This is a genomic window from Paraglaciecola sp. (assembly GCF_030730205.1).
Lineage (GTDB): Bacteria > Pseudomonadota > Gammaproteobacteria > Enterobacterales > Alteromonadaceae > Paraglaciecola.
Genome location: NZ_JANQVQ010000186.1, coordinates 13,320 through 27,972, shown reverse-complemented (window position 1 = coordinate 27,972; position 14,653 = coordinate 13,320). Strand labels below are relative to the sequence as shown.

The 14,653-nt window shown below is 43.6% G+C and carries 11 protein-coding genes; 4 read left to right on the top strand and 7 right to left on the bottom strand.

What is annotated here, in order from left to right:
• Nucleotides 1–7 precede the first annotated feature (7 nt).
• Together NWQ57_RS12695 and NWQ57_RS12690 are read left to right on the top strand one after the other, a co-directional pair.
• Nucleotides 8–2,461, top strand: a complete 2,454-nt coding sequence (locus NWQ57_RS12695) for an EAL domain-containing protein (RefSeq protein ID WP_306022518.1) — start codon at nt 8–10, stop codon at nt 2,459–2,461.
• A 44-nt stretch (nt 2,462–2,505) separates the two neighbouring features.
• Nucleotides 2,506–5,604 (top strand): ATP-binding protein, encoded by a 3,099-nt coding sequence (locus NWQ57_RS12690; RefSeq protein ID WP_306022517.1) that lies wholly within the window; start codon nt 2,506–2,508, stop codon nt 5,602–5,604.
• Nucleotides 5,605–5,613: 9 nt separating this feature from the next.
• Here NWQ57_RS12690 and NWQ57_RS12685 read toward each other — a convergent pair whose 3' ends face one another.
• The 3 genes from NWQ57_RS12685 to NWQ57_RS12675 form a co-directional block, all read right to left on the bottom strand.
• Complete coding sequence (locus NWQ57_RS12685) at nt 5,614–6,363, bottom strand: SDR family oxidoreductase (RefSeq protein ID WP_306022516.1); 750 nt, start codon at nt 6,361–6,363, stop codon at nt 5,614–5,616.
• A 307-nt stretch (nt 6,364–6,670) separates the two neighbouring features.
• Nucleotides 6,671–7,480 (bottom strand): SDR family oxidoreductase, encoded by an 810-nt coding sequence (locus tag NWQ57_RS12680; RefSeq protein WP_306022532.1) that lies wholly within the window; start codon nt 7,478–7,480, stop codon nt 6,671–6,673.
• A 3-nt stretch (nt 7,481–7,483) separates the two neighbouring features.
• Entirely contained in the window at nt 7,484–8,710 is a 1,227-nt protein-coding gene (locus NWQ57_RS12675) for an acyl-CoA dehydrogenase family protein (protein ID WP_306022515.1), read from the bottom strand.
• Between the two features lie 112 nt (nt 8,711–8,822).
• On the opposite strand from NWQ57_RS12675, the gene NWQ57_RS12670 reads away from it, so the two are divergent.
• Together NWQ57_RS12670 and NWQ57_RS12665 are read left to right on the top strand one after the other, a co-directional pair.
• Nucleotides 8,823–9,743, top strand: coding sequence for a LysR family transcriptional regulator (locus tag NWQ57_RS12670; protein WP_306022514.1), 921 nt, complete (start codon nt 8,823–8,825; stop codon nt 9,741–9,743).
• Between the two features lie 110 nt (nt 9,744–9,853).
• Complete coding sequence (locus NWQ57_RS12665; RefSeq protein ID WP_306022513.1) at nt 9,854–10,918, top strand: alkene reductase; 1,065 nt, start codon at nt 9,854–9,856, stop codon at nt 10,916–10,918.
• Here NWQ57_RS12665 and NWQ57_RS12660 read toward each other — a convergent pair whose 3' ends face one another.
• The 4 genes from NWQ57_RS12660 to NWQ57_RS12645 form a co-directional block, all read right to left on the bottom strand.
• Complete coding sequence (locus NWQ57_RS12660) at nt 10,919–11,719, bottom strand: ABC transporter substrate-binding protein (RefSeq protein WP_306022512.1); 801 nt, start codon at nt 11,717–11,719, stop codon at nt 10,919–10,921.
• Nucleotides 11,720–11,775: 56 nt separating this feature from the next.
• Nucleotides 11,776–12,741 (bottom strand): calcium/sodium antiporter, encoded by a 966-nt coding sequence (locus NWQ57_RS12655; protein ID WP_306022511.1) that lies wholly within the window; start codon nt 12,739–12,741, stop codon nt 11,776–11,778.
• A 100-nt stretch (nt 12,742–12,841) separates the two neighbouring features.
• Nucleotides 12,842–13,216 carry a hypothetical protein gene (locus NWQ57_RS12650; protein WP_306022510.1) on the bottom strand — a complete coding sequence of 125 codons (375 nt, stop codon included), beginning with the start codon at nt 13,214–13,216 and terminating at the stop codon, nt 12,842–12,844.
• 180 nt (nt 13,217–13,396) lie between these two features.
• Nucleotides 13,397–14,605, bottom strand: a complete 1,209-nt coding sequence (locus NWQ57_RS12645; RefSeq protein WP_306022509.1) for an ammonium transporter — start codon at nt 14,603–14,605, stop codon at nt 13,397–13,399.
• Nucleotides 14,606–14,653: the final 48 nt, after the last annotated feature.

The following is a 14,653-nucleotide window of genomic DNA, read 5'->3' as shown; positions in this document are numbered from 1 at the left end:
GAGTGACATGTTTTTACCGGACATAAAATTACAAAACAGTAAAATCCTAATTGTTGACGATAACTTGCAAAACGTAATGATACTAAAAGAAGTCATTGCTGAATTTGGGCAAGTTTTTTTTTCGAGCTCTGGGGCCGATGCCTTGGACTTGATCCCTAAAGTCAATCCTGATTTGATTTTGCTGGATATCGAAATGCCTTCGATGGATGGTTGGCAGGTATGCCGTACCCTAAAACAACAAGCCCGTTTTGCCGACATCCCTATCATATTTATTACCGGGCACAATCAACCAAGCTTTGAGCAACTTTCATTAGAGTTAGGTGCCGTTGATTTTATTACCAAGCCTTTTGATGCCGGTATTTGTAAGTTGAGGGTGCGAAATCAACTCAAACTACAACAGCAAACACGGCAAATTATTCAGGCTAGAGAGCAAATTCAGCATTTAGTTAAACAGGTTCCCGTACTGATTACTTACTGGAATAAAGACTGGCAACTGGAGTTTTCAAATGACTTCAGTGGTTCATGGTTTGCCGTGCAAGACCCAAGTGAGCGGCAGAATAACAAGCATTTAAAGCAGTTCTTTCCTGAAGCATTAAGTTCAGCTATCCAGCATTATGAACGTATCGATGGTAATGAAAAACAATTTGTTGTCGAAGTGAATGAAGGCAAAACAAAGTTTTACTACCAAGTATTTCAAACCGCTTTAACCAGCAGGAATGAGGACAAGGGGTATTTAGTCACCATTGTTGATATTTCAGAGGTTAAATTAGCCAAAGATGCGCTTTACTCAGAAAAAGAACGACTCAGAGTGACACTGAGTTCTATTGGCGATGCGGTGGTGGCTACCGACATAGAAGGCCTCATTACGTTCATGAATCCTGTTGCTGAACGGTTGACCGGATGGCGGTTTCGCGACGCGCGCAATTTAAAAATAGAAAACGTGATGCCATTGCGCGATGCCCACAGCAAACATGAATTGAAAAATCCACTTTATATTGCACTTAGCGAGCAGCGAATTGTATCGATGGCCTTAAATAGCCAGCTGATAAGTCGCTATGGGGCAAGCTACTTAGTTGAAGATTCGGCCGCACCCATTCGCAATAAAAATGGAGAAATGATCGGCGCAATTATGGTGTTTCATGATGTCAGTGAAACGATGGCGATGTCGGTGAAAATGAGTCACCTTGCCAATCACGATCAACTGACTGATTTGCCTAATCGTTTATTATTACGAGACAGACTGGATGTCGCGTGTGCGTCTGCCACCACAAATAATCAAAAAGCGTGTATTTTATTAATTGATATCGATCACTTTAAGTATTTGAATGACACGCTTGGGCACCAATACGGAGATGAACTCATCATTCAGGTCTCTAAACGACTTAAAGCGTTGTTACCACCTGCTTATACTTTGTCACGCTTAGGGGGCGACGAGTTTGTTGTATTAATGAGCGGTATTGTAACGGTAGATGCAGCGTCGCAATTAGCGCGTAGGTTGTTGGATGCGATGCACGAACCTTTTATGTTGGCAGGTAATTTACACAATGCCTCAGTCAGCACTGGGATAAGTCTTTACCCTGATGATGCGCAAGATGCGGAGCAATTGATGCGTCACGCGGATGCTGCAATGTATCGGGCAAAGCAAGAGGGCCGAAACCGTTTTTGTTTTTTCTCGGACGAACTAGAAGAGGCCTTACTGCAACGCCATCAACTTGAAAAAACCTTGCGCCATGCGCTGAAACACGATGAGCTGGTGGTGCTTTACCAACCTAAAATTAATATGCACAATCATCAGGTTGTAGGTGCTGAAGCGCTGGTAAGACTACCTGATGGTAATGGCAGTTTTATCTCACCTGCCGAGTTTATCCCCCTAGCGGAAGAGTCTGGTTTAATTATCGAATTGGGCCGCCAAGTCCTGTTTAAGGCTTGTGCATACATCAAACTATTATTAGACCAAGGTTTACGGGTGCCGATATCGGTTAATGTGGCTGCTGCACAATTTAGTTCAGCCGAACTAGAATTGCATATTCAGGAAGCGTTGACGGTAAACGAGTTGCCAGCAGAGCTTTTAGAACTTGAAATTACCGAAACTGCTTTGATGGTTGATGTGCTTAATACGCAAAATAAACTGGCCCAGCTAAAAGCCTTGGGGATTGCTATTTCAATTGATGATTTTGGTACGGGGTATTCTAGCTTGTCTTATCTAAAAAAATTCAATGTCGATATCATGAAAATTGATATGTCATTTGTGCGAGATATGCTGATCAACCATCATGATTTTGAAATTGTTAAAACGATTATTTCACTTGGTCAGTCGATGGGGCTAAAGTTAGTGGCAGAGGGGGTTGAAACCAAAGAGCAGCAGAAGGCACTACTTGAACTTGGGTGTGAAACAGGGCAGGGATATTTATTTAGTAAACCCATTGCCGTTGAGCCATTTTTGACTTTTTTAAAGTCGTAGTTGCTTTTTGTGATGGATTTTGCCGTACATGCAGGAAATGAATATTGAAAAGTAGAAAGAAAAAAGGATCTATCCCCGTTCTGATCTCCTTGGCGGTAATCTTAATGGGTGTGATGTTTTACGGGCTTGGCCAGTACTTTTTGCAACAACAAATCCTCACACAAGAGCGAGTCAAGCTCGCTAACATGAACAAAAAAGCGGTCGGCTTAATTGAATCGCACATTGCCCAAAGCCAAAATAAGTTACAATTTTTGTTTTCAACTCCGCCGATAGCAGGCATTGCCCGAGCCATAAATAATGGGGATATTGACCCGCTGGATGGCACAACGAGTGAGCAGTGGAAAGTTCGGCTCCACACCATATTAAAAGCGTTCATTAAAACTAATCCTGAAATTAGGCAAATACGACTGATTGGTCAGGCTGATAATGGTAAGGAATTAGTCAGGGTTGAAAAATTAAACAATCAAGTTGTTGTTACACCAGAGGGCTTATTGCAAGAAAAAGGGCGGGAGGGCTACTTTCAGGCGGTAGCAAATCTAGAGGCGAATCAAAATTATACTTCTGATATTACCCTCAATCGGGAGTTTGGCGTTATCGATACGCCGGTGTGGCCCACCTATCGGGTTGCCCAGCCGGTGTATGGTGAGAGTAATGTGTTTTTTGGCATGTTGATACTCAATGTTGATGTGTCTGAGTTAATTCGCATGGTGCAACAAGAGCTTGTGCAGTCCGGACTTGATTTTTACCTACTAAATAGCCAGGGCTTTTTCATCAGTGCACCTGATACTTCGTTATTATTCGGCTTTGATTTGGATCAGCCACAGGCTACTTGGCAAACCTTAACAGACAATAGCTTACTGCCTAGAAGCGATACCGTCGCACCCGTGTCAATTGCGGGGGGGCAAGGTCACGTATCGAGTCACAAAATAACGCTTTCAACGCCAGAAGAACGCGCCCTTTATGTCGTTACAGTTTTACCAGAAACCACCTTATCTGAGTTGTGGTTACAACAACGCCTTGTGTTTGTGATGCTTCTAATATTCTTATTTAGTGTTGTCATACTGGTTATTTATGCGTATCAGCGTTACGCCAATAAAATACTCAACTTGTACAATGATCAGTCTCGCTATGAAGCGGTTATTGCAGGTTCATCAGACGCAATTGTGGTGCTTGACCGTTTGGGTTTCATACAAGAATGGAATGAAGCCGCGGCTTTTTTGTTTGGAATGGATGATACGCAGGCAAAAGACCGGAGTTTATTCGAATTACTCGTTGCCGAAGATGCCAGTGAAATGTTCAGTGTTGAAACCTTGGCTGAAGTCATTGATAAAAAGACGCCGACTTCTCTTGAAATAAAAACCACTAATTTCGCCTCAAATACCAACTACCTCGTAGTCAGTCTGTCTCCGGTTATTCCGAAAAATAAAGGTATGACGGCCCATGTATCCGCCATCATTCGAGACATTACCGAGAAGCGCGTAAATCAACTGCAAATTGTTGGCTTAAATGCATCGCTAGAACAGCAAGTACAAGACAGAACCAAACAATTGGAAGCGGTGTCGATTGAAGCGAAAAAAGCGAATCAAACCAAAAGTCATTTTGTTGCGAACATTAGCCATGAGATCCGTACTCCGCTGAATGGCATCGGCGGCATGCTTGAGTTACTGACACGTGAGCCTCTATCAGCAAAACAAGAGGCTTACCTGAAAATGGCCAAGAATAGTGTTGCAACCTTGACAGTGCTCATTAACGATTTGCTCGATCTGAGTAAAATGGAATCAGGTAAATTAGATATTGAGCCTGCTTCTTTTAACTTGCTTGAAACAAGCAGTGTTGTGATATCGAGTTTGGCGCTCAAGGCTCACGAGAAAGGCTTAAATTTAATGCTCGATTGGGCCGAGGTCAGGCATGAGAATATTATTAGTGATGGTTACAGGATTAAACAGATCTTAGTAAATTTATTGGCTAATGCCATCAAATTTACTGAGAAAGGTCAGATAGTCGTGAGTTTATCAACACGATTAGCACCTGATAATGAACATGTTTTTATCGAAATAGCAGTCAAAGATACGGGGATAGGCATTACCGAAGAGCAACAAACAAGATTATTTCAACCTTTCAGTCAGGCCAATTCGTCCATTGAAAAAGATTTTGGCGGTACAGGGCTCGGTTTGTCTATTTCTAAAGAGCTAGCCAAATTATTAGGCGGTGAAATCGCCGTTTCAAGTGAAATTGGTCGAGGTACAACGTTTACCTTCATGCTAACCGCGCCCCTAGAGCAGCAGGTTAAAAATAAAACGATTGGCTCATTATTAAGTGGCCGTCGATGTTTGTTGGTCATGGCTGAACAAGATGAAAGTGATACGCTAATTAGGCAATTGCATGCTTGGGGCGCACTGGCCCTTGCGAGTGATTCAATTGAGGATTTGTATACGATTGACCCTGAGTCTTTACCCGATTTAATTATCGTAGATTCATCCTTGGTAGATGGTGCTTTTGAACGCTGGTTTGATTTAATGAAGGCAAGCCATCGATGTAAGTTGATGTTGTTGTTGCCTTCTGCAGATGCGCCAATCACTTTCAAGGAAAGTGATGATTGCCAACACCTCATCAAACCCATTTTACCTGCGGCTTTTTTGATGGCGTATCAAGGCTTACGTCATCCCGAGCAAAAATTCAGTCACCGCCAGCTAGTGAATAAAATAGCCCCTTTAGCGGTGCACACAGAGCAAAGTTACACTGTACTGATTGTTGATGATAACGAAATAAATCGCTACGTTGCGCAGGGCATGCTAGAACGTTTGCCTATTCAGTTTTATACCGCGACCAACGGGGCAGAAGCCATTGAATGCTTGCAGAGTTTACCTTCAGAACACCATATCGATCTGATATTAATGGACTGCCAAATGCCTATATTAAATGGATTTGAGGCAACGCAAGCAATTCGTCGAGGAGACGCCGGTGATCAAGTACAAGATGTCACGATTATTGCGATGACTGCTGGAGCCATGGCGGGCGATAGGGACGCGTGTTTACAGGCGGGTATGAATGATTTTGTATCCAAGCCCCTCGATGCGCCTCAATTTGAGCATTTAGTACTAGCGTATCTGCAGCAAAGAACACCTGCAAATTTGGGCACTTAGCAGCGTTAGTTAACTCATTTTAGCGAGCCAACTTAAGGGAGCAATTCGAGCAATATAACGAAACAGTGCCCAAGGCCACGTTGGTACAAAACTACTTGCCACTTCTTTTTCTATGGCTTTTACCATAGCGTTACAACCTACTTCTGTATCAACAATAAACGGTACCTTTTTTACCTTTTCATTTATTTCGCTACGAATAAATCCAGGGTGAATAGTGGTTACCTTAATGGGAGTATTCATGACATCAATGCGAATACCTTCTGTCATGGAGCTTAGGCCTGCTTTGGTGGCGGCATAAACAGTCATCGCTCTTCTTGCACCACGCACCGCACTGACTGAGGATATGGTGACAAGGTGCCCTGCATTTTGCGCTCTGAATATCTGCATGGCGGCTTCGCATTGGGCGAGTGCCGAAACAAAGTTAGTGATGGCAGTTTGTTTGTTGGCATAAAAATACCCGGTGCCGATCGCCGCACCTTTACCCATTCCCGCATTAACAATAACTCGGTCTATTTGACCAAACTCATCAGCAAAACGTTTAAATACTTCGAACACTTGTTCATGCTTGTCCACATCCAAAGGCAAAATACTGATCTTAATAGTAGGATTGATACTCAGCAGCTCGATTTTAAGCTCTTCAAGGCGATCGATACGCCGAGCGCATAAGGCCAAGTTGCGCCCCATTTGAGCAAATTTAATGGCCATCCCTTTACCTAGTCCTGAGCTAGCACCGGTTATGATTATATTTTGTCGAAGCATAGTGTTCTCGTTATTTTAGCGTTTGAAAACGAAGCGAATTTGAAAATACGCTCCGAGTATTGATAGAAGAAAGTGAATATAACTGGGTGGTCATAACCATTCCACTATGTTTGATTTTAGCGGATTGTAGGCCTAGCAAGCATGGCTCGGCAGATTGAGTATGACCGTGTATGGCTTGGCGCACCGCAACATCAAGCTGACGATTGTGCAGATAAAATGGCATATTAACCTTGGGGGCGAAACGCCAAAATCAGATCCTTAACTACGCAAAATTCTCTTATACCTGCTATATCGAGTTAGCTATTACTCACTTTGTTCTCGGACCAAAACCCTGTAATTTTTTAATCATCATTTTTAAGTAGTAATCAGTGGGTAGATAGCGTTTAAGCCGATAAGCGCTTCGACCTTCTTGGTGACTCAGTATCATAAACTTTCCCTTATTGGCCTTGTTTATGATGATTGTGGCGACGTCGTCTGCGGTAATAGTAGAACGAGTTAGCAGCTTTTTAATGAGTCCATCAACACCCGGTTGTTTGCTGCGTATTGATTCATCGAGATTGGTGTCAAAAAAGGAGGGACAAACCACACTGACCTTTATCCCACGTTTTGCCATCTCTAAATGCATGGTTTCTGAAAAACTCACGACTGCCGCTTTACTGGCATTGTAACTGCCCATGTAAGGAATAGGTGTAATACCTGCTTGTGAGGCAATATTAATTATTTGGCTCTGTTGCTGTTGAGCCAGTAAAGGGCTGAAGGTTTGTGTCATACGTACCAGGCCCAGCAAATTAATATTTAATACCCATTGCCATTGTTCAATGTCTTCATATTCAAGTGCACCGCCTGTGGCGACACCTGCATTATTGATGAGGACATCTAATTTACCCCAGCGAGAGACCACGGCTTCATGTAAGGTCTCAATATCTGCGTCATTGGTAATATCGCAGTGCTGAAAAAATATATCACTGGCTTGGGCTGCATTGTCTGCAATAACAACATTTGCACGCTGCTCATTAAGATCTGCAATGCAGATTTTAGCGCCGCGTTTGGCATACTGTTTGACTAAGGCGGCGCCTAAACCAGAGGCGCCGCCAGTAATGATGACGTGGAGAGTCATCACTTAACGGGCCTGATATTTACGTAGTTCTAAGCGAGTGACCATGCCTTTGTGCACTTCATCAGGGCCATCCGCTAAGCGCAAAGCTCTGGCTGCAGCAGCAAAACGTGCGAGCGGGAAATCGCCACACATACCCGCACCTCCGTGGATTTGCACGGCCATGTCGACCACTTGTTCTAACATTCTGGGTACTGCCACTTTAATGGCTGATATCTCGGTCATGGCATGTTTTACGCCCACAGAATCGATTTTCCATGCTGCATGTAAGGTGAGTAAACGTGCCTGGTCAATAGCTATCCGGGCATCAGCAATACGTTCTGTGTTGCCGCCGAGCTTAATTAAGGGCTGGCCAAATGCAGTGCGACTTAAGCTGCGTTGCATGGCAAGCTCTAACGCTTTTTCAGCCATACCGATCGACCGCATACAATGATGAATACGCCCCGGCCCTAAGCGACCTTGGGCGATAGCAAAGCCTTTACCTAAACCGACGAGCAAGTTTTCTTTGGGCACGCGTACATTTGTAAAGTGCATTTCACCGTGACCAAAGGGGGCATCATAATCACCGTAAGCTTGTAGCATGCGTTTTATTTCAACTCCTGGCGCATCAAGAGGCACAATGACCATGGAGTGTTGACTGTGTTTTTCATTTTCTGGGTTTGAAAGAGCCATAAAGATAGCGATTTTTGCATTGGGATGTCCCAAACCAGTGGTCCACCACTTTTTACCATTGAGTACCAGTTCGTCACCGTCTAACTCAACAGTCGCTTGCATGTTGGTGGCATCAGAACTGGCTACATCAGGCTCCGTCATACCAAACACAGAACGAATATCACCGGCTAACAATGGTTTCAGCCACTTGTCTTGCTGTTCTTGATTACCAAAATGATAAAGCACTTCCATATTTCCGGTATCCGGGGCGTTACAGTTGAAGATCTCAGAGGCAAAGACACAGCGACCCATCTGTTCGGCTAGTGGAGCGTATTCTAAGCAGCTTAGGCCTTGACCTAATTCAGTGCTGGGTAAAAATAAGTTCCATAATCCTGCGGCTTTGGCTTTTTGCTTGAGTGGGTCAATTAAAGGGTGACTCTTCCAGTTACGCCAATTGCCATCAGGGTTTAGCTCGTGAGTTTCAGCGTAAATTATATTTTCTACTGGATACACATGTTCATCTAAAAAGGCGCAGAGCCTAGTTAAATAGTCTTGAGTTCGTTCGTTATGGGTAAAATTCATGTTATTTCCTTGAGCGGACAGCACTGAGTGCTAAGAGCATACTGCTAATAATTGATTGAATGAAATGAAAAATAGTATATAAGTACTGTGAATTTTATTCATAGGCTGGACGATGGCAGACAATAACCAAATCGGTAAACTAGATCTCAATCTGCTTAAGGTGTTTGAAAGCATTTACCAAGAACAAAATATGTCGCGTACCGCTGAGTTATTGCATATCACCCCATCTGCGGTAAGTCATGCGTTAAAACGTTTGCGTGAAGCCTTGGACGACCCTTTATTTGTGCGCAGCAATAATCAAATGCTGCCAACGTCAGTGTGTCAGCGAATGGCACCGATGATTATTGATAACTTAAGTCGCTTGCGCCAAATACTGCAACATTGGGGCGTATTTAATCCGCAAACGAGCGCCCATCATTTCAGGCTCGGTATGCATTACGCACTCGAGCCTTCTATTTTGCCTTTATTGGCGCGAATGTTGGCTGCTGTTGCCCCTAATACCACCTTTGCTAGCATTAAAGTTGAACGCGCGAATCTAACTCGAGCCTTAGCTGCAGGGCACATCGATGTGGCTTTTGATGTGGCCTTGCCAATAAAACCTCCGGTGTTGCATAAAAAACTATTAATTGACGAATTTTGTGTGATGATGAAAGCCAATCATCCTCTTGCGCAATCGATGACAGAGCAGAGCTACTTAGCGGCTAAACATATTGGCGTATCCAATCGTCCAAGTGGGGCTGCTGTAGAAGACATACTGCTGCAGCAGCAGGGGTTTGCTAGGCAAATTGGCATTCGATGTCAGAATTATTATGCCGCTATTGTTATCGTTGCTGAGTCAGACTATTTGCTGACAATGCCAAGACGTTTAGCGACACAAATGCTTACCCAATTTGCCGCAAAAAATGATGTGGTTTTACATGAGTTGCCTCTTGTGCTTACGGGCATAGAGACGCATCTCTATTGGCATGCTCAAACTGAACAAGATGAAGCGTTAAGTTGGTTTAGACAGCAAATGAATCATTTATTTGATTGATTTGAAAACAGTTTCTACAGTAGTGATATAAATCGAAAACGAATTACTTTTTATTGGCGCGTAACTGAGTGAACGCTTAAATTGATGATAAAAATTGGAATGTAGACCCTATGACTGATCTTTTTACCCCTATTACCTTAGGTAAAGTAGACCTTGCAAACCGAATTATCATGGCACCCTTAACCCGTTGCAGGGCGACGGTTGATCATGTGCCGACCGATTTAATGGTTAGCTACTATAGCCAGCGAGCGAGTGCTGGATTAATTATCGCGGAAGCGACTATGGTGGCCAAAGGCAATAGTGCATTTTTTCATGAACCCGGTATTTACTCAGAAGAACAGGTCGAAGGGTGGCGTAAGGTAACGGACGCCGTACACGCTAAAGGGGGCAAAATATTTTTGCAACTGTGGCACGGAGGCAGGGCATGCCATCCGGCGTTAAATAACGGCAGTGTGCCTGTTGGCCCTAGTGCAATTGCCATTCAGGGTGAAGTGCATACCCCAGAAGGTAAAATGCCTTATGTTGTGCCCAAAGTATTAAAAGATTCTGACATGCCTGATATTCTGGAGCATTTTACCAAAGCCGCTAAAAACGCTAAAGAAGCGGGTTTTGACGGAGTAGAAATTCACGGTGCAAATGGTTATTTGATTGATCAATTTTTACGTGATGGGTCAAACCATCGCGATGGTGAATATGGCGGCGACATGGAAAATCGTGCTCGCTTGCTGTTTGAGGTCATTGATGAGGTGGTTAACGTGTGGGGTCGAGGGCACGTAGGCCTGCGTTTATCGCCATTAAACAGTTTTAATAGCATGAAAGACAGTGATCCTCTTGGCTTATTAGAATATGTCTTAGAAAGACTGAGCGAATATGATCTGGCCTATTTACACTTGATGAGAGGGGATTTTGAGCAAAAACAAGAGGGCGATGTCATACAAACCGCTTTGGATAGTTATGATGGAAATCTAATTGGCAATATGGCTTATAGCTTTGCCGAGGCGACTCAAGCTATCGAAGACGGGCAGGTAGATGCCGTGGCATTTGGTATGCCCTTTATTGCTAACCCTGATTTAGTTACTCGTTTTGAAAAGGGGATTGCATTGGCTCAGGCCGATACAACAACCTTGTATACCCATGATGCGCGAGGATACAGTGATTACCCTTGTAGCAAATAGCTAGTTTGCATGCACTGAACTGGGCGTGGCGGGAATAACTGCCTCTACGCCTTGTTTTTCAAGCAGGCTCTTTAGTTTTCCCGATGCTTTTATTTGTGCTATCGCCTGATTAATCTGCGGCATCAGTTCACGTTTTTCATCCCTGAGGCGAATCAACATTGAACCATGGGTGTGTAAAGCAGTAAAGGCGATATCAATCTCTAATAAATTTGCCCAGTACTTGGCTGTCTCTTTTTCCATAATGATGGAAGTAAATCTTTCGTGTTGCAGGCCAAGCAGCAATAGTTTTTCATTCAGAAAATCCATTCTAGTAAAGTGCTTATCATCAAAATAAAAATAGCCAGAAATGGTACCTACAGGGTGACCGTAAATAGCGCTTCGTTGAGGCACTAATGCTGCATTTTTACTCAAGGTGACGACATATTCAGACACATCAAATAGGGGGGCACTGTAAACAAAGCCGGGTTGGCGTTCATCTTTAAGCCATTCTAAGCATACAAAGTCAAAATCAACTAAGCCGTCTAGTAAGGCTTTCTCGGCTCGTTTTGGGGGAAAGTGGACTGCTTCAAATTCAAGGTCTGTAGCCGCTTGAATAAGTGTGGTGATTTCTTCAAATATACCAGGACGGCCAATTTGTGCGCTTTGCTGGTAAGGGATCCAGCCTCCTTGTTGGCCAAGATCATATTTTAACAAAACAGGGTGGGGATGTTGCCCTTGGGCGACAACCGTAATGGGCACTTGGCCCAAAGTGAAAAGTAACAAAAGAGTGCAATACCGCCAAATAAATTTCTGCTGATACATGTAACTCACCCCCCAAAGTGCGATGAAGCGCGCTTCATCGCACGGCTAAGTGTTACCTAAAAATTAGTGCTAATTAGATAGAAGTTATATACCACAAAACAAGCGAGTAAGGCCCCACCTTCAAGTCTATTTAAACGGCCTTGCTTATTAATACCTAAACAAAAGATCAACAGTGCCACGGTTACGCCGAGCATTAACAAGGCATCACGATAGAAAAAGGCTGCATCTACTGCCACTGGTTGAATCACGCCAGCTAAACCAACAACAGCAAGGGTATTAAACATGTTTGAACCAACCACGTTACCAATTGCCATCTCATGTTCGCCTTTTTTTACTGCGACTAAGGATGAGATTAACTCAGGTAATGATGTACCAATACCAATAATGGTTAAGCCAATGATCACATCACTCACACCAAAATAGGTGGCCACTTCGACTGCGCCCCAAACCAACAAACGTGAGCTGGCAATTAATACCACCAAACCAAGAATAAGCCACAGTACATGGGGTTTTAATTGGGTTTTGTCACCTTTAATCGATTCTGTCACTTCATCGGCTAGTTTGTCGCCTTTGTCATTTTTGGCGTGCCATGCACTCCAAGCCAAAAGCAGAACAAAAATACCGAGTAAAGAAATGGCATCGTCGTGGGACAACTCAAGGTCCATTAATTGCCACACAGAGAAAAATGAGATGGCGAGTAGCAGAGGAAGCTCTTTACGAATGATGCCCGATTGAACCGCTATGGGGCTGATCAGGGCTGTTAGGCCTGCCACCAAGGTGATATTTGTAATATTAGAGCCATAGGCATTACCTAATGCTAGACCACCATTACCTTGTAATGCCGCAAAAACCGAAACAATTATCTCGGGCGCTGAGGTACCAAAACCAATGATAAACATACCGATAAATAAGGGCGAAACACCAAAATAACCTGCAGTGAATGAGGCACCGTGGATGAATCTCTCGGCACTCCAAATAAGCAGGGGTAGGCCAAGCAAAATGGCAAGGCTAGCCAAAATCATATACATCTCCATTTGAAAAACTAAAGGCCCGTATATTAGCAGAATTATGCAACCAGCTGCTGTAATTCTAAAGCTCAGTATTACTTACTTACTTACTTAATTAACCACCTAAAAGTTCTCTGAGTTTCTTTTCGGCCAACTCTTTTGGAGTCAATGGTTGATCTGTTTGGTCTGTTACCGGCACAGGGTCGCCAAAGAGTGCTGCTAATTTGGCTTTGGCAGCTTGTGACTTATCCTCAACAGGACGCTCAAAAATAACAAATGAAGGTTTAAAGTAATCGCAAAAATTGGCTTTTTCAAGATCGCTGACCTCTTCTGCGCGTTCCTCATCACAACCTTTTTTTGAGTCAAAATACGTACACATCTTACATACATGCTGGTCTGCACCACAGTTTGCACATTCTTCTCGCCGAGACATTGGTAGAATTACGTTTGTTAATAATGAATGACACTTCCAGCAATACAAGGGCTTCATGGCTTTTTCCGTTTTATTTTAGCTTAATAGGATCATCGGGCATATCGCTGTTTTGATCAAACATTAAGCGCGATAACAAAAATTAAAATAGAAAAACTAGTTTGGCAGGGGGATTAAAACAGTGAAGGATACAGAGCAAAGCACTGCCGTAAGCAAATGATCGGCAGTGCTTGTACGTTCTTAGTCGTGATTAGTTGAGCCAATTTTATGGATGCTTAAGTCTGCACCATGAAATTCATCTTCCTGACTCAGGCGTAAACCACTAAGCATGTTGACGATACCATAAATGATTGCACCGCCAAGCAGTGCAACAAGTATACCCGCTAGAGTGCCCAGAAGCTGTGCCATAAAGCTAACGCCACCTAAACCGCCGAGTGCTTCTAAACCAAAAATACCTGCTGCTAGCCCCCCCCAAGCGCCACACACACCATGCAAGGGCCACACACCTAGCACATCATCTATTTTTTGGGTCTGTTGCATGATGGTAAATAACTTAACAAACAACCAGCCTGCCACAATACCCACGACTAAAGCCCCTATCGGGTGCATGATATCTGAACCCGCGCACACCGCGACTAAGCCTGCTAGTGGCCCGTTATGAATAAAACCCGGATCGTTTTTACCGAAAAACAGGGCCGCAATAATGCCGCCAACCATGGCCATTAATGAATTAACCGCTACCAAGCCACTAATACCATCGAGTGTTTGAGCTGACATGACATTGAAGCCAAACCATCCAATACACAGTACCCATGTGCCTAACGCTAAGAAAGGAATGTTTGAGGGGGCAAAGGCTACTAATTTTTGGTCTTTCACGCGGCCATGTCGTAAACCTAAGAAAAATACCGCTACAAGCGCTAACCACCCACCCATGGCATGCACCACCACTGAACCAGCAAAATCATGAAAGCTCGCGCCAGTTGTTTGTTCAAGCCATGTTTGCAATCCGTAATTTCCATTCCACACGATGCCTTCGAAAAATGGATAAACAAGGGCAACAATCAATGCTGAAGCAATTAAAAAGGGATAAAACTTCGCACGTTCAGCAATACCACCAGAAATAATCGCTGGAATCGCAGCGGCGAAGGTGACTAAAAAGAAAAATTTTACTAAATCATAACCATTATTGGTGCTTAACTCTGACGCGGGACTTAAAAACGTAACGTCGTAGGCTATCCAATAGCCAATAAAAAAATAGGCGAGGCACGACACGGCAAAGTCAGTGATGATTTTCACAAGGGCGTTCACTTGATTTTTGTGTCTGACGGTACCGACCTCCAAAAAAGCGAAGCCAGCGTGCATGGCAAACACCATAATGGCGCCCATCAATAAAAAATACGTATTTGAGCTTTGGACGAGGGTAGCGATAGCATTATTGATATCTAGCATGGGGGTTTCCTGAATACAAATAAGAACGTTGGTGAATTAAAGCTGAGT